General features: G+C 69.1%; 17 protein-coding genes and 4 pseudogenes. 13 read left to right on the forward strand and 8 right to left on the reverse strand.

Annotation, left to right across the window (positions count from 1 at the left end):
- Window positions 1–97: 97 nt before the first annotated feature.
- Complete coding sequence (locus OG736_RS46460) at window positions 98–439, reverse strand: hypothetical protein (RefSeq protein WP_327188209.1); 342 nt, start codon at window positions 437–439, stop codon at window positions 98–100.
- Between the two features lie 263 nt (window positions 440–702).
- Between OG736_RS46460 and OG736_RS46465 the strand changes: the two genes are divergently transcribed.
- The 6 genes and pseudogenes from OG736_RS46465 to OG736_RS46495 all read left to right on the forward strand — a co-directional run.
- Window positions 703–2,355 carry a WD40 repeat domain-containing protein gene (locus OG736_RS46465; protein WP_327188210.1) on the forward strand — a complete coding sequence of 551 codons (1,653 nt, stop codon included), beginning with the start codon at window positions 703–705 and terminating at the stop codon, window positions 2,353–2,355.
- Window positions 2,356–2,627: 272 nt separating this feature from the next.
- A pseudogene (locus OG736_RS46470) lies at window positions 2,628–2,843 on the forward strand (transposase); the annotation flags it as partial.
- Window positions 2,839–3,039, forward strand: a complete 201-nt coding sequence (locus OG736_RS46475; RefSeq protein ID WP_327188334.1) for a hypothetical protein — start codon at window positions 2,839–2,841, stop codon at window positions 3,037–3,039. The pseudogene OG736_RS46470 and the gene OG736_RS46475, both read left to right, overlap by 5 nt.
- Before the next feature lie 10 nt (window positions 3,040–3,049).
- Window positions 3,050–3,229 carry a DUF397 domain-containing protein gene (locus OG736_RS46480; RefSeq protein ID WP_327188211.1) on the forward strand — a complete coding sequence of 60 codons (180 nt, stop codon included), beginning with the start codon at window positions 3,050–3,052 and terminating at the stop codon, window positions 3,227–3,229.
- 1,065 nt (window positions 3,230–4,294) lie between these two features.
- Complete coding sequence (locus OG736_RS46485) at window positions 4,295–5,569, forward strand: AlbA family DNA-binding domain-containing protein (protein WP_327188212.1); 1,275 nt, start codon at window positions 4,295–4,297, stop codon at window positions 5,567–5,569.
- A gap of 618 nt (window positions 5,570–6,187) precedes the next feature.
- Window positions 6,188–6,505: pseudogene (locus tag OG736_RS46495) on the forward strand (GNAT family N-acetyltransferase); the annotation flags it as partial.
- 191 nt (window positions 6,506–6,696) lie between these two features.
- Here the strand turns inward: OG736_RS46495 and OG736_RS46500 are convergent.
- From OG736_RS46500 to OG736_RS46510, 3 genes and pseudogenes are all read right to left on the reverse strand, one after another.
- Window positions 6,697–6,801: pseudogene (locus OG736_RS46500) on the reverse strand (IS5/IS1182 family transposase); the annotation flags it as partial.
- 121 nt (window positions 6,802–6,922) lie between these two features.
- Window positions 6,923–7,525, reverse strand: a complete 603-nt coding sequence (locus OG736_RS46505; protein ID WP_327188213.1) for a DUF4328 domain-containing protein — start codon at window positions 7,523–7,525, stop codon at window positions 6,923–6,925.
- Window positions 7,526–7,582: 57 nt separating this feature from the next.
- Window positions 7,583–7,723, reverse strand: a complete 141-nt coding sequence (locus OG736_RS46510) for a hypothetical protein (protein ID WP_327188214.1) — start codon at window positions 7,721–7,723, stop codon at window positions 7,583–7,585.
- A gap of 286 nt (window positions 7,724–8,009) precedes the next feature.
- On the opposite strand from OG736_RS46510, the gene OG736_RS46515 reads away from it, so the two are divergent.
- On the forward strand, window positions 8,010–8,561 hold the full coding sequence (locus OG736_RS46515; RefSeq protein ID WP_327188215.1) for a GNAT family N-acetyltransferase: 552 nt from the start codon (window positions 8,010–8,012) through the stop codon (window positions 8,559–8,561).
- A gap of 141 nt (window positions 8,562–8,702) precedes the next feature.
- Here OG736_RS46515 and OG736_RS46520 read toward each other — a convergent pair whose 3' ends face one another.
- Window positions 8,703–9,209 carry a hypothetical protein gene (locus OG736_RS46520; RefSeq protein WP_327188216.1) on the reverse strand — a complete coding sequence of 169 codons (507 nt, stop codon included), beginning with the start codon at window positions 9,207–9,209 and terminating at the stop codon, window positions 8,703–8,705.
- 152 nt (window positions 9,210–9,361) lie between these two features.
- On the opposite strand from OG736_RS46520, the gene OG736_RS46525 reads away from it, so the two are divergent.
- On the forward strand, window positions 9,362–9,742 hold the full coding sequence (locus OG736_RS46525; protein WP_327188217.1) for a hypothetical protein: 381 nt from the start codon (window positions 9,362–9,364) through the stop codon (window positions 9,740–9,742).
- Between the two features lie 41 nt (window positions 9,743–9,783).
- Here OG736_RS46525 and OG736_RS46530 read toward each other — a convergent pair.
- Window positions 9,784–10,613: pseudogene (locus tag OG736_RS46530) on the reverse strand (IS5 family transposase).
- Between the two features lie 126 nt (window positions 10,614–10,739).
- On the opposite strand from OG736_RS46530, the gene OG736_RS46535 reads away from it, so the two are divergent.
- Complete coding sequence (locus OG736_RS46535; protein WP_327188218.1) at window positions 10,740–10,871, forward strand: hypothetical protein; 132 nt, start codon at window positions 10,740–10,742, stop codon at window positions 10,869–10,871.
- Between the two features lie 129 nt (window positions 10,872–11,000).
- Here the strand turns inward: OG736_RS46535 and OG736_RS46540 are convergent, their stop codons facing one another.
- A complete protein-coding gene (locus tag OG736_RS46540) occupies window positions 11,001–11,132 on the reverse strand; it encodes a hypothetical protein (RefSeq protein WP_327188219.1) in 132 nt (43 codons plus the stop codon).
- Window positions 11,133–11,141: 9 nt separating this feature from the next.
- Between OG736_RS46540 and OG736_RS46545 the strand changes: the two genes are divergently transcribed.
- Window positions 11,142–11,621: a hypothetical protein gene (locus OG736_RS46545; RefSeq protein WP_327188220.1), complete on the forward strand. Its 480-nt coding sequence runs from the start codon at window positions 11,142–11,144 to the stop codon at window positions 11,619–11,621.
- A complete protein-coding gene (locus tag OG736_RS46550; protein WP_327188221.1) occupies window positions 11,618–11,830 on the forward strand; it encodes a hypothetical protein in 213 nt (70 codons plus the stop codon). Before OG736_RS46545 ends, OG736_RS46550 begins: the two co-directional genes overlap by 4 nt.
- A gap of 252 nt (window positions 11,831–12,082) precedes the next feature.
- Here OG736_RS46550 and OG736_RS46555 read toward each other — a convergent pair whose 3' ends face one another.
- Window positions 12,083–12,427 (reverse strand): GNAT family N-acetyltransferase, encoded by a 345-nt coding sequence (locus tag OG736_RS46555; RefSeq protein ID WP_327188222.1) that lies wholly within the window; start codon window positions 12,425–12,427, stop codon window positions 12,083–12,085.
- Window positions 12,428–12,804: 377 nt separating this feature from the next.
- Here OG736_RS46555 and OG736_RS46560 point away from each other — a divergent pair, with 377 nt between their 5' ends.
- On the forward strand, window positions 12,805–13,635 hold the full coding sequence (locus OG736_RS46560) for a hypothetical protein (RefSeq protein WP_327188223.1): 831 nt from the start codon (window positions 12,805–12,807) through the stop codon (window positions 13,633–13,635).
- Window positions 13,632–14,279 carry a hypothetical protein gene (locus OG736_RS46565; protein ID WP_327188224.1) on the forward strand — a complete coding sequence of 216 codons (648 nt, stop codon included), beginning with the start codon at window positions 13,632–13,634 and terminating at the stop codon, window positions 14,277–14,279. Before OG736_RS46560 ends, OG736_RS46565 begins: the two co-directional genes overlap by 4 nt.
- The last annotated feature ends 178 nt before the right edge of the window (window positions 14,280–14,457 follow it).

The following is a 14,457-nucleotide window of genomic DNA, read 5'->3' on the forward strand; positions in this document are numbered from 1 at the left end:
GCTGCCAAGAATGCCGTCGGGTCGTCAGAGCTGGCACCACGCCGAGGCCGTGGGGACCTCGGCAAATCCAGCGCAAGACAGGGCGCCTTGGTGGCAGTCATCGGCCGCAGCCCTCTCGTCCTGGTACCGTCATCGGCCAGGCGGCAACACACGGGAACCGTCTGCAGAAGCGGTGCGCTCCGCGGTGCCGTACCTTGCGGGCGCCGACCGCGACCAGGGCCTCCCGAAGCCAGACGGCCGGGTTGCATCCGGCCCGCGGCACCGGAACTCCGAGCGCGATGAGCTGGGCTTCGGCGTACTGGTGGCCCTGCTCCTGGCGGCGGATCTTCTGCGCCGTGCGCTCGTGGAAGACGGTGCCGTCCGGCAGGAGCTTCACCGTCCGGGCGGTGGCCCGGCTGGCGTAGACCGCGTTCGTCGCGGCGTTATGGGAGTCATTCATTCTGTCCGTTGTCCGCTCTGAGTGACCCCTGACTCACCCGGCAGCCCGGCGACCGGCACGGACTCTCACGCTTCTGCTCTCATCACTTACGAGTTGGTGCGTGATAGCGGGTGGGCATGCTCTGCTGGTGAGGGGTATGGCTGACTGTTCGGTACTGACGCATCCGTTGTTCACGGGGATCCAGCGTCGGTGACCGTGCCGCGGTATGCACCGGGCAGAGGCTTTGATTGACTGCCCGTCAGTCGGGTAGGGAGGGGCGGCACATGGACTGGTTCCGGCGCGGGAAACGGTACGAACGGGCCCAAGCTGCCGCATCGGCCGCCCGGGCGGCGGAGTGGGGCGGCGGCCCGGAGGGGGAGGCGCTGGCCGACCTCCACATCTTCCGGGACGAGGTCCTGGCGCTCACCGCCCTCCCCCCGGACGTCGAAATCCTGCTGTCGGACCTGGCCGTCGGCTGGGAGGACGTCACGCCGGAGCGCCCCGCCCTGACCGTCCTGCCGATGATGGAAAGCCGGGGACTCGTCGCCCTGCCCCGGGGCGGCGACGGACTGCGGCGGATCACGTTCCCCGGACGGCTGCACGCCCTCATCTCCTCCCACCGCACCCCGGAGGAGATCCGCGCCGGGCACCGCCGCGTCCTCGCCCGGGCCGTCACCCTGCCGCCGGAGGGCGGCCACTGGTGGCAGCTGCCGGTCGCCGAGACCTACCTCTGGCACCACCTGCCCTGGCACATCGCCGCCCACGACCACGCCGCCGCCGGACGACTGGTCCAAAACCCCCGCTGGCAGGCCGCGAAGGTCAGGGTCTGCGGCGTGGCCGCACTCCGCGCGGACCTGGCCATGTTCGACACCCCCGAGATCGACGCGGCCCGCCGGGCCGTGGACCGCGTCGCCCACCGCCTGGAGCGCCGCGCCTGCCCGGACCCGGTTCTCCGGGCCGGGCTGCTGCTCGACGCCCTGGCCGGCGAGGCCGTCCTGCGGGCGGAGGCCGACCACCTCCGGCAGGAGCTGCGGGAGGAGGCCCCGGGTCGCGTCGCCACCGACCTGACGTCAGCCCTGGTGGGCGTGCTGCCGTCCCCGTCGTACGTCAAGGACGTCGCCCTGGCGGCGGACGGCAGCTGGCTGGTGACGGCCTCGGGCCACAAGGCCAGCCGGATCCACGACGTCGCCGACCGGAGCGTGCGGCACGTCCTGGGCCCGACCGAGGGGATCCACGAGGTGTGCGCGATCACGCCGGACGGCAGCCGGGTCATCACCGGGGACTACGACGCCGCCCGCTGGTGGGACGCCGCCACCGGCCGGCACCTGCGGTCGGTCGACGGCTGGACCACCCAACTCGCCCTCGACCCAGGCGGTACCTGGGTCGCCACCGACACCTCGCCCCGCCCCGCGGTCATCGACAGCACGACCTACGCGATCAGACGGCTCGGGAAGAAGTCGGACCCCCGCGCCCCCATCAGCGCCATGGCCTGCTCCCCGGACGGCCGGACCGTCGCCATCGGCGACCTGAACGGGCGGATCCGGCTGTGGGACCCCGTCTCCGGCAAACTGCAGGCCGAACTCCCCACGTCACCGGGGGCCGTCTACCGCCTGGCCTTCGCCCCCGACGGCAGCTGGCTGGCCACCGTCACCCTGGACGGGGTCCGGATCCTGGGTCTGCCCGGCGGCCGGGAGCGCCTGCACATCCCGGGCTCGCACCGGTTCGCCGTCGGCGACAGCGGCCGCTGGCTCGCCGTCCCGGGGGACACCGTCCGCATCCACCGGACCGACACCGGCGAACTGCTCGGCGAGTTCACCCCGGACCGCCGCGGCAGGGCCCACCACGTGCGGACCTCGCCCGACGGCCGGTACCTGGCCACCTGGCACCTGAGCAGCGCCTCCATCCTTGTCTGGGACGCCCGACGGCTCGTCCGCTGACACACAGCGACAGCGCAGGAGAGCCGCCCGGTGCCGGCCCCTCACGCCCGCCATCGAGACCCTCCGCAGCCCGATCCCGCGTCTGCGCGGCTCCGGAGAGGTGATCGATGAGTTCCTGAAGACTCTGGTCGCCGACATGGACGTCCCGCTGGTGCAGCGCACAGCGCAGGAGCTGCGCGCCCGCCTGCGGCGGGAAACGCACCCGCGACACCTCTAGGCGCTGTTTCTCGGATCTCCTGACGAGTGTGGGGTGTTGGGTCCAGGCTGGTTGCATGGGCCGCGGAGACCTGACGAATGCGGAGTGGGATCAGCTGGAGTCGTTCTTACCTCCGGGTGGTGCGCGTGGAGGTCGGTGGAGTGATCACCGCCGGGTGATCAACGGGGTGCTGTACCGGGTGCGGACGGGGGTGCAGTGGCGGGATCTGCCTGAGCGGTTCGGTCCGTGGGAGACGGTCTACAAGCGTCATCGCCGCTGGTCAGCGGATGGACTCCTTCTCCCTGTTCGACGACAAACTCGCCCTAGTAGAGACCTACTCCGCAGAACTGTCAGTCTCCCAGCCCCGCGAAATCGAGCTCTACGCCAAGGCCTTCAACCTGCTACAGCAGGCGGCCGTCTACGGCACGGCCGTCCGGGACCTCATTTTCACCGCAATCCAGCACTTCGACCGCATTCCACCCCAGTAGGAGAGCACCCTTGTCCGAACGGCCCAACTGGCGCACCAGCACCTACACTACGCAGGACTCCTGCGTAGAAGTCGCGGACAACGGTCCGCACACAGTCATGGTCCGAGATACGAAAGACCGCAACCGCGCGAGACTCTCCCTCACACCTGCCGCCTGGCGCGTCTTTGTGCAGCACGCAAAGGGCCAATAGAATCCCCGCCCTTATCCTGTGCATTCAGGGGGCGGCAGCGAGCGCATGTTCAGCACTGAGGACCGCCACGTCCTCCTCCGATCGACACTGCAGTCCGAGGGACGCGAGAAGAAGATCCGCGCCTTTGACGCTGCATACGCCCCTCTGCTCATGCGTTTTGGACTCAACTCTGCAGGCCAGCCCCCGACCGGCCCTCAGTTCGTCTCGCGCGCCACCCCCGCGGGTACGGCCCTCTGTGGCTACACCGGGACCACTGCGACAGCGGCCGTCTGGTGCAACACGCTGTTTGGGCTGACCGGCCGGACGGCACCCACCGAGATACCGGTGGAGGACGGGTGGCTGACCATGACATTGCACATGCGCTGGCAGAACGAGAAGTGGCGCATGACCACCTCGGAACAGACCGAAGGCCCAGAGCCCGGCACCAAAGCTGCCCGAGACTTCGCCCCCGCCCGCCCCCACGCCTTGAGCACCGCGGGGGCCAGACGCGTCACCCCCCCCGGGTTGGGGGCCCGGTAAGCAATCTGTCACCGGCTGCAGCAGCTACATCTACGACGCCGACGGCAACGTCCTGCTCCAGACCGACCCCACCAGCACCACCCTCTACCTGCCAGGTGAACAGCTCACCCTCACCGGAACCACCACCACCGGCGTCCGCTACCTCCCCCTGCCCGGCGGCGGCACCGCAGTACGCACCGGCACCGGCACCAACTACAGCAGCAGGGCCAGCCCGAAGAGCTGATCCTGCGGAAAGTCCCGAACAGGAATGGTGACGGCGAGGTGTGGCCATCCCGGAGGAGCTAGCTGCCGTAACAGGGCGGACGTCCGGGTCGGTTCGTCTACTGCTGGGCAGTCTTGAAGCGGTATCACCCTCAGCCACACCACTCGAGACCGCCCGGCCCGGACACCACGCCCTGCCGGTCACCGCGGAGCAAGAACACGGCCAACTCGCCACCTTCGTCCGGGCCGCCGGTCCGTAGCAGCTCACGACCGGCGCCAACCCGGGTATGCCCCTGCGCCCCATACCGGTCGGCGTTGTCAGTGCCGCGCCATAGGGTGCCGGGCATGGCCAGTTCCTGGACACGACTGCATGAGCACCTTGGTGTGCCGCCCTGCCCCCTGGACTTCGACATGGTCGCCAAGGCTGCTGCCGACCGTCTGGCGGAGTCCGACGACCTGGACTGGAAGGAGCACCTTCCCCAGCCCCCGCGCGAGGGACGGTGGAACGAACTGGCCAAGGACGTCGCTGCGATGGCCAACACCCGCGGCGGCCTGATCATCTTCGGGGTCCAGGACACCAGGTGCGAGCTGACCGGCATCGACCCGGCCGAGGTGAAGCCCGAGCAGTACGCCCAGTGGATCCGCAACCACGTCCACCCCTACCTGTCCGGCCTCACCTTCACGACGCTCACCTCTCCCGACGGCACCCGCAGCGTGCTGGTAGCCGACGTCCCGGCCAGCCCCATGGCCCCGCACCTGGTCTACGGCACCGCCGCCCGCGACAAGGACCAGCAGGCCGCCGTCGCTCCCTACCGCGACCGCGACCACACCGCGTGGATGGCCGAGCACCAGCTCGAACGCGCCTACCGCGACCGCTTCACCCGCGCCGCGCAGACCGACGACACACTCCGGCAGCTCGTCGACCACACCCGGCAGACAGTGACCCTGCAGCAGCGGGAGGCCTCCGCCTGGTTCATCGCCGTCGCCCGGCCCGAGCGTCCGCTGCCCCGTTCCGCCACCCGTACGACCCGCGACAGCGCCCGCTTTGTAACCGCTCAGGCCTACGACCGCGCAGCCCAGCAACCCGACAGCCGCCTAAACCCCGGAGCCCTGGCCAGCCTCGTCATTGTCAGCAACCCGCGCCCCGGCCTGCGCAGCTGGGTGCTCAGCACCCTGGGACTGCGCGCCGGACGCGAGACCTACGCCGAACTCCACGACGACGGGACCGTCGTTCTGGCCGCCAACCTCACCTTCAGAACCACACGAGACCACTTCCGCGACGACGACCACCTGCCCGCCGGGCTCTTCGTGCACCAGGACACCCTCGACGCCTGCTGTCGCGACCTGTGCATCCTCACCTCACAGCTCGCCCGCCACTTCCGCCTCGACAGCAGCCTGCTGCTCCAGGCCACAGTCGCCACCGGCTTCCACAAGGCCGTGCCGCTGATCCCCGTCATCATGGACCACCCCGGCTTCACCTCCGTGCCCGACGGCGCCCGGTACCCGCACACGATCCAGCCCGTCACCGCCAGCCTGCTCCCCGCTGACACTGACGAAGGCCTCCAGGACAGCGCGCAGGAGCTGTTCACCGACCTGACCAACCAGTTCGGCCTCGATTGAAGGCTGTGAGCCGTCCGCCCACCGAGGTCTCCACCGTCAGGAAGCCTGCCGCAGTGCCGTACTGGATGAACTCGATGAGCGCGGCGGCCTGCTGGGCCGTGAGGTCGTGGTCGATGGCGAAAGTCCGGTTGTTTCCCGGTACCGCGCCGGGCGGCCCTTCCCTGGCTCCAGCGGCGGGCTCCGGTGGCTCGGAGCACGGCTGTGGCCGTCTCGAAGTCCTCGATGCGTAGCGATCGTCGCCCCAGCTCGCACTGTCGAACATCGCTCTACGCCGTCGGAGGGTCCACCCGAGCCGGAGGATGCTCGCCGGCGGTGACATGCCACCACTGCCCGCCGTGGTCCCGGAAGCGGACCAGCGCCTCGCACGCTGCGGCTTCCCGTGCGACGGGATCCGACCGGCGGCCGCCAGGCGCGCGGCGAGGGCCTCGGCCTCTTCCTCCGTCAGGGAGGTGAGGTAGATCCGGTGCGGTGGCGTGCGAAAGAACACCGCGCGGATCCCGCCGTCCGTCTCCAGCGTGCCGAAGAGGGGATCCTCCTCCCCGTACACGCGCGGGCCCCTGCGGCGCAGGCCGTCGGTCACGGTCAGCGGGACCGTATGCAGGGCGGGGCGGGTACGCAGGAATCGCTCACGGCGGCGTCACCTTCTGGGAGACGGCCGACGGCACCCCCGTCTCCATGGCCGGCGTCATCCCGGAGGTGGCCGGCCAGATCAGGGTCGCCCCCGTCTACACCCCTGCAGGGCTGCGCGGCCGGGGCTACGCGGGCGCGGCGACGGCCGAGGTGAGCCGCGTCGCGCTGGCTTCCGGAGCGCAGGTGCTCCTCTTCACCGACCTGGCCAACCCGACGAGCAACGCGCTCTACCAGCGCATCGGGTACCACCCGGTCGCGGACTTCGCGGTGTACGACTTCACGGCGCAGCCGGGGTTCTCGCCGTGATTCCGGGCGGGAGCACCCACCGGCATGGCTTTGGGCGGGAGCCCCCGCACTCCCGGGCGGAGTCCGGCTGGCCATGTGCAGCGAGAGCCCAAGGTCCGGGCGTCTGGACCGGATGGCGAGTGGCACACCTCTAAAGCGTGTTGCACAAGGCTGTGTTCGGGCAGGTCAGGCCCAGGTTTCTGCTGTTCCGATCACGCAGCCAGGGCGAGGTTGTGCATGTGGGCGACGGCCTGGACCGCATGGTGGAGGCCGTCGCCGCGCTGGCGGCAGTCACGCAGGATCTTGTAGTGCTTCATCAACCGCGAGCACGGTCGTTCCTGACTCGATCACCTCACCAGCGCAATTTCAAAGGCGGCGTCATCGTCGCTGGTTGCGGGGCGGACCCGGCACAGGACGACCGGCCCTGGCCGACCTGACTCAGGTCTGGGGCTGAGGCGCGACGGGAACGGCGGCACCGAACGCCACGCTCTGCAGCACCGTGATGCGCTCGATGACCAGCCCTATCAGCACGGCCGCAGCGATCATGAGTGCCTCCGCCACTACGAGGAAGGCCATGGACCCCTGGGCTACCCGGCCCGCCACCACGAGCACCAGCGCGTGCGCGACCCAGGCGACCCACCACAGATTCACCAGTGCCGTGTCTCGCTCCTCCTCCCACGACAGGGAACTCGCGCGCCCGATGTCGAGGACGAGCCGACGGGGGACAAAGAGATTGACCACCGGTATGAACCACGCACCGATCGTCCAGCCCCGACTCGGGACTGAGGCCCGGGGGGTCAGTTCCTGCGCCTTGCGCCGGGAACGGGCAAGCCACACGAGGAACAGCACGATCGCGAGAGTCATCAGATTGAGGAAGACCGTGGACATGAAGCCTGACCTGTGCAGGGAATCGCCCGTGTGGTGCAGGTAGTGATCCCGGACCGCGACCGCGCGGAACACGTCCGCCAGGGCAGCCGCAGCTACCGCCGCCTGCGCAGAGCGGGCAAGGAACCGTTGAGTTTTGAGCGCGGTACTCGTCATCGTCTTTGGCCTGTCTTGGAGGCGGATGTGGCCGCAGCAGAGGCCGAGACGCAGTGATCATAGGGTTGAATTGCCGCACACGCGTACGGCTTTTGGATCCTCGCCGCGCTGGAGGACGGCTTCCGTGGCACGCTTCTTCGCTTTCCCCGTGGTTGTGGCGCAGGCGGCGCCGTCGATATTGAGCAGGGTGCGGATCATGTGCTGGTCGGCGCGGACAGCTCCAGCGCCCGCTGCTGGCCCTGGTGACTGTCGTGGAAGCATCCCGGCGCTGGAACCAGGCCCAGGAGTACTGCCTCCAGGCGGCGGCAGTACGTGGTCAAAGGGCCTGGATGGCCGTGGTGGCAAGCCGGTAAGCCCGTCAATGCTGCGCCGGTGCCTTCCCTTGTCTCGGTGCCATCCGGACCGCAGCCGCGGAACGCGATCTCGGCGCGGAGATCGAAGCGTTCGCAGCCTGTCAGCGCTGCCCCGCAGGTAGAGTCCGGGCATGCATCCCGTCATGCGTTCCAGCGCACGTCTTTATCTGCGGGAACTCGCTATCACGGATGTGGATCCGCTGCTCGCCATATACGGCAGCCCCGCAGCGACCGAACACCTCTCGTTCGTATCGCGAAACCGCGAGCAAGTCCAACAGGTCGTGGCCTGGTCTGTCGCGGAGGCCACGGTGAGGCCTCGTACGGAATACGCGCTCGCGGTCGTCGAGTCGGAGACGGCTGAGCTGATCGGGTCTGGCCGCTTGGCGCTTGATCCGCACCAGCCGCGTGGAGCCACCATGGGCTTCGCGCTGCGCCCGGACGCGTGGGGGCGGGGCTACGGTGTGGAGACGGTGCGGTTGCTGCTGAGTCTCGGCTTCAACGACTTGCAACTGCACCGCATTTGGGGTGCCCGTTCTCCCCTCAACGAGGCTTCCGCCAAGACCATGAGCGCCGCCGGAATGGTGGAAGAGGGCACGATTCGCGAGCACGTGCTGAGGGCGGGGGAGTGGAGGGACTCCGTCGTGCACGCGATCCTCGACCGGGAGTTCTTCCTCTGCCCCTGAACCCGCAGGCTCGCCGTCCTCCTCACGGCCGTGGCCCTCGTGGTCGGCTTCCCCGCCTCGCCTGCATCCACGCCCCCGCGTCCACTCCGAAGATTGCCGGTCGGACCAGCTCGGCGCGTGGGCTGCGGGGCGGGTGAGGGTCTACGCCTCGATCGTCACATCGATCACCTGGTCTTCCGCATCGAAACGGACCGCGGGCCAGTAGCCGTCCATGACGTGCTCGCCGCACGAATCGGTGAGATGCAGGACGACGTCCCGACCGTCATCGACTTCGATGGTGTCCAGCAGGAAATCGGCCTGGGCCTGGCTCAGTTCCTCCTCGGTCACAGGGGACGCGCTGAACTCGAGGACGACCGCTTCCACCGCGCGCCGACGCAGCGCCGTGCCGCCCTCGACGGCACGGCGGAGCCGGGGAAGCAGTCGCTGCGCTTCTGCGGTGTCCTCGGTGTCCAGGAGCAGGACGACGGTGCGGCCCTCGAGCTGTCGGTGCTGGCTGAAGAAGGAGTTGTCCAAGCAGCCGCCGCCGGGCAACGACTGGGATTCCCGGACGAACCTGCCCAGGACGTCGTCCACCACCATCGCCCCCGGTGAGTTGCCCGGGGAGGGGTGGGATCGGGTGTGCTCAGAGCTGACGGAGACTGCGGTCACGAAGGCCACCCTAGAGCTGCCCGCGGCGCGCCCAGCTGATCCCAAGCTCGTCGATGCCGCCTTCGGGATGGACCCGCAGGTACACCCTGATCTACCTTGTTGATCTATCGCTCTCGGGCGTCTGCCCGACCAGTACGAGCAGGGGAACTGAGTTGCGGCACCTCACCCCTGCCTTTGCCCTCGGCGCCCTTCGCCGCGGCCGGCAGATCGAGCAGTTCCTCGGCGCCACCGAACGTGACAGCCGCCCGGGGCTTCGATGGATCGCCCTGGGCCCTGGCCGCAAGGGCGTTACCGTCTACCTCAGCGAGGTCGAAGACGTCAGCACCGACAGCTTCCTCGACGTCACGGAGTTCCCGCCCCTGGACCCCGACGATGAGACCTGGGGCCGGGTGCTTGCTGTCCTGCCCACCCCTGAGGAGGCCCTGGAACTGGCCCGGTGCGAGTTCGCCGCAGACCCCCAGCGTTGGGTCAACCACGGCTTCGTCAGCGATGAGTATTACGACTTCTGGGCCGAACGAAGGGCGAACCCGTGAAGTGTCGACGCCGCCTGGATGGCTAGGTCGTGTCCGCAAAGTCAGGGGAGCCAGAGTCGTAGGCAGGCGAGGGTGACCAGGGCCTGGTAGTGGCGGGCGCGTTTGTCGTAGCGGGTGGCCAGGGCTTTGTTGTGCTTGAGCCTGTTGAAGCAGCGTTCGACGACGTTGCGCCGGCGGTAGGCCGCGCGGTTGAGCCGGCACCGGCTCTCGCCTCGCCGGATACGGCCGTTGATCTGGTCGATCCGCTCGGGGATGGCGGCCTTGATGCCTCGTCGGCGGAGATAGGTGCGGATCTTCGTGGACGAGTAGCCCTTGTCGGCGGCCACCAGTTCCGGCCGGGTGCGAGGACGGCCCGGCCCGCACCGCTCGATGCGGATGCGGGCCATGACCTGCTCGAACTGAGTGCAGTCGTTGACGTTGCCAGCGGTGAGGGTGAAGGCCAGGGGTCGCCCCCGGCCGTCGCAGGCGAGGTGGATCTTCGTGGTCAGTCCGCCGCGGGACCGGCCGATCGCCTCGCCCGGCCAGGGCCCCCTTTTCGGGCCCCGGCGGCATGCTGGTGGGCCCGCACGGTCGTGGAGTCGATGCATACGATCGACCAGTCGACGGCTCCCACGGCGTCGGAGTGCTGTTGGACGTGGGCGAGCAGGCGGTCCCAGGTGCCGTCCGCCGACCAGCGGCGAAAGCGTTCGTAGACGGTCTTCCACGGCCCATAGCGCTCGGGCAGATCCCGCCAGGCCGCGCCGGTGGACAGCTTCCACCAGATCCCGTTCACCACTTGGCGGCGGTCCCGCACCGGCCGGCCCATCCGGGGAGGGGCCAGCAACGGTTCGATCACCGCCCACGACTCATCGCTCAGCTCATGACGACGCACCACGAACCGACCAACGAGCAAGCGACTTTGCGGACACGCCCTAGGGCGGTCGCCAGCGGCTGCACCGGGGCGAGCCGGATCGACCCCACTTCTAGGGAACCGCCCGGCGTAAGTGGATACGTTCCCATGGAAATCCTGCCGCCGCTCCTCGCCCTACTGATGATCTCCTTCCTGGCAACGCGTCCGGGAACCCAGAACACGATCAAAGCGCTGGTGAAGCTCGTCTTCGGCGGCAGCCAAGGCATCCCGCCCGTCTGAGCGCCCCATTCTCGCCCCGAGGCCTAGGAGGTCCGACCTTGCAGTACCGGGCCGGCCTCGCTGACACCCGATCCGTGCGCGAGGGCGGAGGCGAAGGTGCGTAAGGCCGCCCGGCATCTCAAGTTGACTTCAGGCGAGGGGCGGACCGTCTGCTGTCCGGGTCGACAGCTGGTACTCGTCGGCGGTGGGATCTTCGACGCTTGCGACAACTTCTTCGTAAGTGTCGTCCTCAATGCGGTCCGGGCTGCTGTCATCGATCATGGGGCCAGAATGACAGACGATCATGGCCCGTCCGGCCAGCTCGTCAACACCTCGCCAATCACCTCGTCGGTGAGGGTGACACGCGCGCCGGTATGGCTTCCGTGCTCGCCGGTCCAGGCGAGGGGTGCGCGGCGAGAACGGGGGCGACGGCCTCGTCGAGGGCGGTGGCCAGGCAGACCAGGACCTACGTTCGCGCTTGAAGCCCACCACGACGACCAGCGTGAAGACCCCCTGCTGATCGCCCTCGGCAACGCCCGCGCCGCCCGCGAGGCTGCCGACCGCGAGATCCGTCATCTCCTCGCCTACGGACGAGAACTCCACGGAGACCGCCCCTACAAGCTCGAACCGCTCGCCCAGGCCAGCGGCATGACACCCTCCGGTATCCGCACCGCCTACACGAGCAGCGAGATCCAGACCGTCGCCCACCAGATCGGCCGCGCGCCCGACGGCCGCCGCTCCCGCCCCCCGGCCGCCCCTGAGCCCGCATGACCGGCCACTTCGAGACCGCTCCGCCTACCTGCACCTGTCTGCCTCCGTGGCCCGCCCTGGCCACAGTCATCGAGGGCACCACCCACACGGTCGTGCCCTCGCCCGCCCACATCCCCACTTCCGCCCTCTACCTCGCCAAGTGCACCCGGTGCGGCACTGCCTACACCGGTCCGTGGAAGCGGCTGGCCCCCTCCTCCCGAGCCGCCTGAGGACACCGCACTCTGCGCAGTGCCTCTCACGGCTTTCCAGCTCCGGCCGAGGTTCTCTCGTCACCCGGCCCCTTCGGACCGCATCTACTGCGCAGGGCGCAGACAGAAGTCGCAGGTTCGTCTGCTGTCACACGTCGCGTTCCAGCGCGGGCCGCGGGCGGCGGCCCGGCGGAGGAGTGCGGGAGCCGGCGGGCGAGGCGAGGTGCTCGCAGACCCCGCCGAACTCGGGCAGCGCAACCCCCCAGTCCTCCTCTAGGGCGGGGAAGAACTTCTTGGCCTGGGGGACTGGTGGGTGGTCTGCCAGGTGTAACCGGGGCCATCGGCCAGGGCCCGGTGGATCAGGCGCCGCCCGAGGCCCTGGCGGTGGCGGTCGGGGTCGATGGAGATCTTGTTGATGCTGCCGATCCGGCATGCGTCGCACACCACCCACACCAATCGGCCGATGTTGTATCCGTCCCGGTCGAACATCCGCAGGTTCCGGTATCCGGTCGGGCGCCATGGCGGCCAGTACACGAACCGCACTTCCCGGTGCCGGGTGCTCAGCAGGATCCAGCGCCACCGCAGCGCTGAGAGGGATTCGGGAATGGGCGGTGTCACCGGCTGCTCCTTCAAAGGCGACTCGGGAGACAGACGCCGGGCTGCGGTGTGTGCGGCCGTGTCCGAGTCCTGCCTGGTGTTTGTCCGCGACATGGCCCTGGCATGCGCCCTCTACGTGAGAATTTGCGCGCGGCCCGGGCGGTGCAACCAGCGCGCTGCGCTGGTTGCACCGCGACACCGCATCCTGCGGGAAGGGACGTTCAGTTCCGATCGACATCATCGCCCTCCGCGAAACTGGCGGCTGGGGACCGCGGAGCGCAGGTAGTCGCCGGTATCGCGTCAGGGTGGCCAACGCAGGAACGGACGCTCGGGCCGAGAGCTGTGGTTGTGATGGTTGGGGTCTCGCGGGCGCCGAGGGTGCGCTAGTTGCGTGCCGCATGGAAGACACCTCGCACCTGCGTCAGGCCGTTCTCACCTGGCTTGAGCAGGCACGCGCCCTGCCCTCCATGCCCCAGGCCATCACCGATGTAGCACTGGCGACGCAGCCGGAGTTTGGCACCGTGATCAACGCGGTGGTGGAAGCCGCGCCGAAATCCGAGCACCGCGACCTGTACGGCAAGACCGACGGTGACTGGCTGCCTCGATCGTCTCTGCTCCTGGGCGGATCGGGACTGGGTGACGCAACCCGTCTCGTCGCCCAGGGGGCGACGGTGCCGGTGGAAGAGGTGGCGGACAGCTTCGTCGCCTTCTGCACGGCGCCCGCGCCGGCAGTGGAGGACTGGCTGTTGCTGACCGGCGACCTCCCCGAGGGGACACGGATCTTGCTGGGCCGGTACACGTTGCAGACCTTCACCGCCGACGAGCTGAGGCAGTTGGGCCCCATACCTGCCCTCTACGACCTCCAGCCGGGCGGGCTCGACCTCCGTCTCCTGGCTGGCGCACCGTTCCTCCACGTCCCCGATCCGGACCGTGCGTCGGACCGCAGCGGCGCACCCTGGTTCGACTTCACCGGCCCGCGGCCGGAAGCCCGGCACTGGAGGGCGCTGCTGCCGCTGATCCTGTGGAGCCCCGAACTCCTCCACGTCGACGCGGTGTTCGATGTCGAGCGCGGCCGCGAGTTCGGCCTGCACCAAAACCACGTGCCCACCACCCTGCAGATCTACGAAGACCACGACAACAGGCACGAGGAAGTCGAAGTCCGCGAGATCGGCAGCTTCCACACCACCCGGGAGAACTCCCGCGCCTGCGAGCCTTCTGCACCGCCGTGACAGCGAAGGTCGACGCCGTCATAGATGGCACCACCAGTGGCCGAAGTCTGCCCAGGAGGCGCGCCCTGCGCCTGGAGCGCGCCGCCCGGCACCTGCTGCAGGCCTACCAGCGCACCTACAACGACGACGGTGTGTGGGAACAGGAGATCGACGAGCTGCATCTGGACTACGTCATCGCGCTGGAAGCCCTGATGGCCAGTCCCAACGACAAGCATGAGGGCATCAGCGAAAGGATCCGGACCCGCGCAGCCGCCCTGTTCCTCACCCCGCCTCTGCGCCAGCACGTCGAGACAATCGTGCAGGAGGCCTACAGCGCCCGCTCCAAGTACGTGCATGGGGACGTCCTCAAAGACCAGGACGAGAGCAAGAAGCGGGCTGCCCTGCGTGAACTCCGGCTGATCGTGCGGCAGATCGTTCTGCGCTGGCTCGTCCTCACCCCTTATGACACTGAAGACCTCGCACCCCTCCTCGACGCCGCTGCCGACGGCACCGGCCGCGAAGACACCATCGATGAACCCCTGCGCGCCTTCTTCCGTGCAACGCCGCCGCAGGACAGGACAGTATCCCCGGCTCTGAGCCCGACTATGGTGACGGCCGTCAGTGATGCGACGCAGCCGGCCGACGACGGTCGCGAGTCAGTGTGAAGCCGGTCGATGAGGCGCTGACGGCCTCGCTGATGGAGCAGGGCGAAGGAGACGTGCGGGACCTGGGGCCGCTGAGCGACGCGTAGCGGACGCTGACTCCGCCCGCGCACGGCCCGGGAGCTGCGCCGACGAGCGTCGTACGGCCCCGTCCCGGGACGTCCCATTGTCAGTGCTACCT

Source organism: Streptomyces sp. NBC_01334, assembly GCF_035983595.1.
Lineage (GTDB): Bacteria > Actinomycetota > Actinomycetes > Streptomycetales > Streptomycetaceae > Streptomyces > Streptomyces coriariae.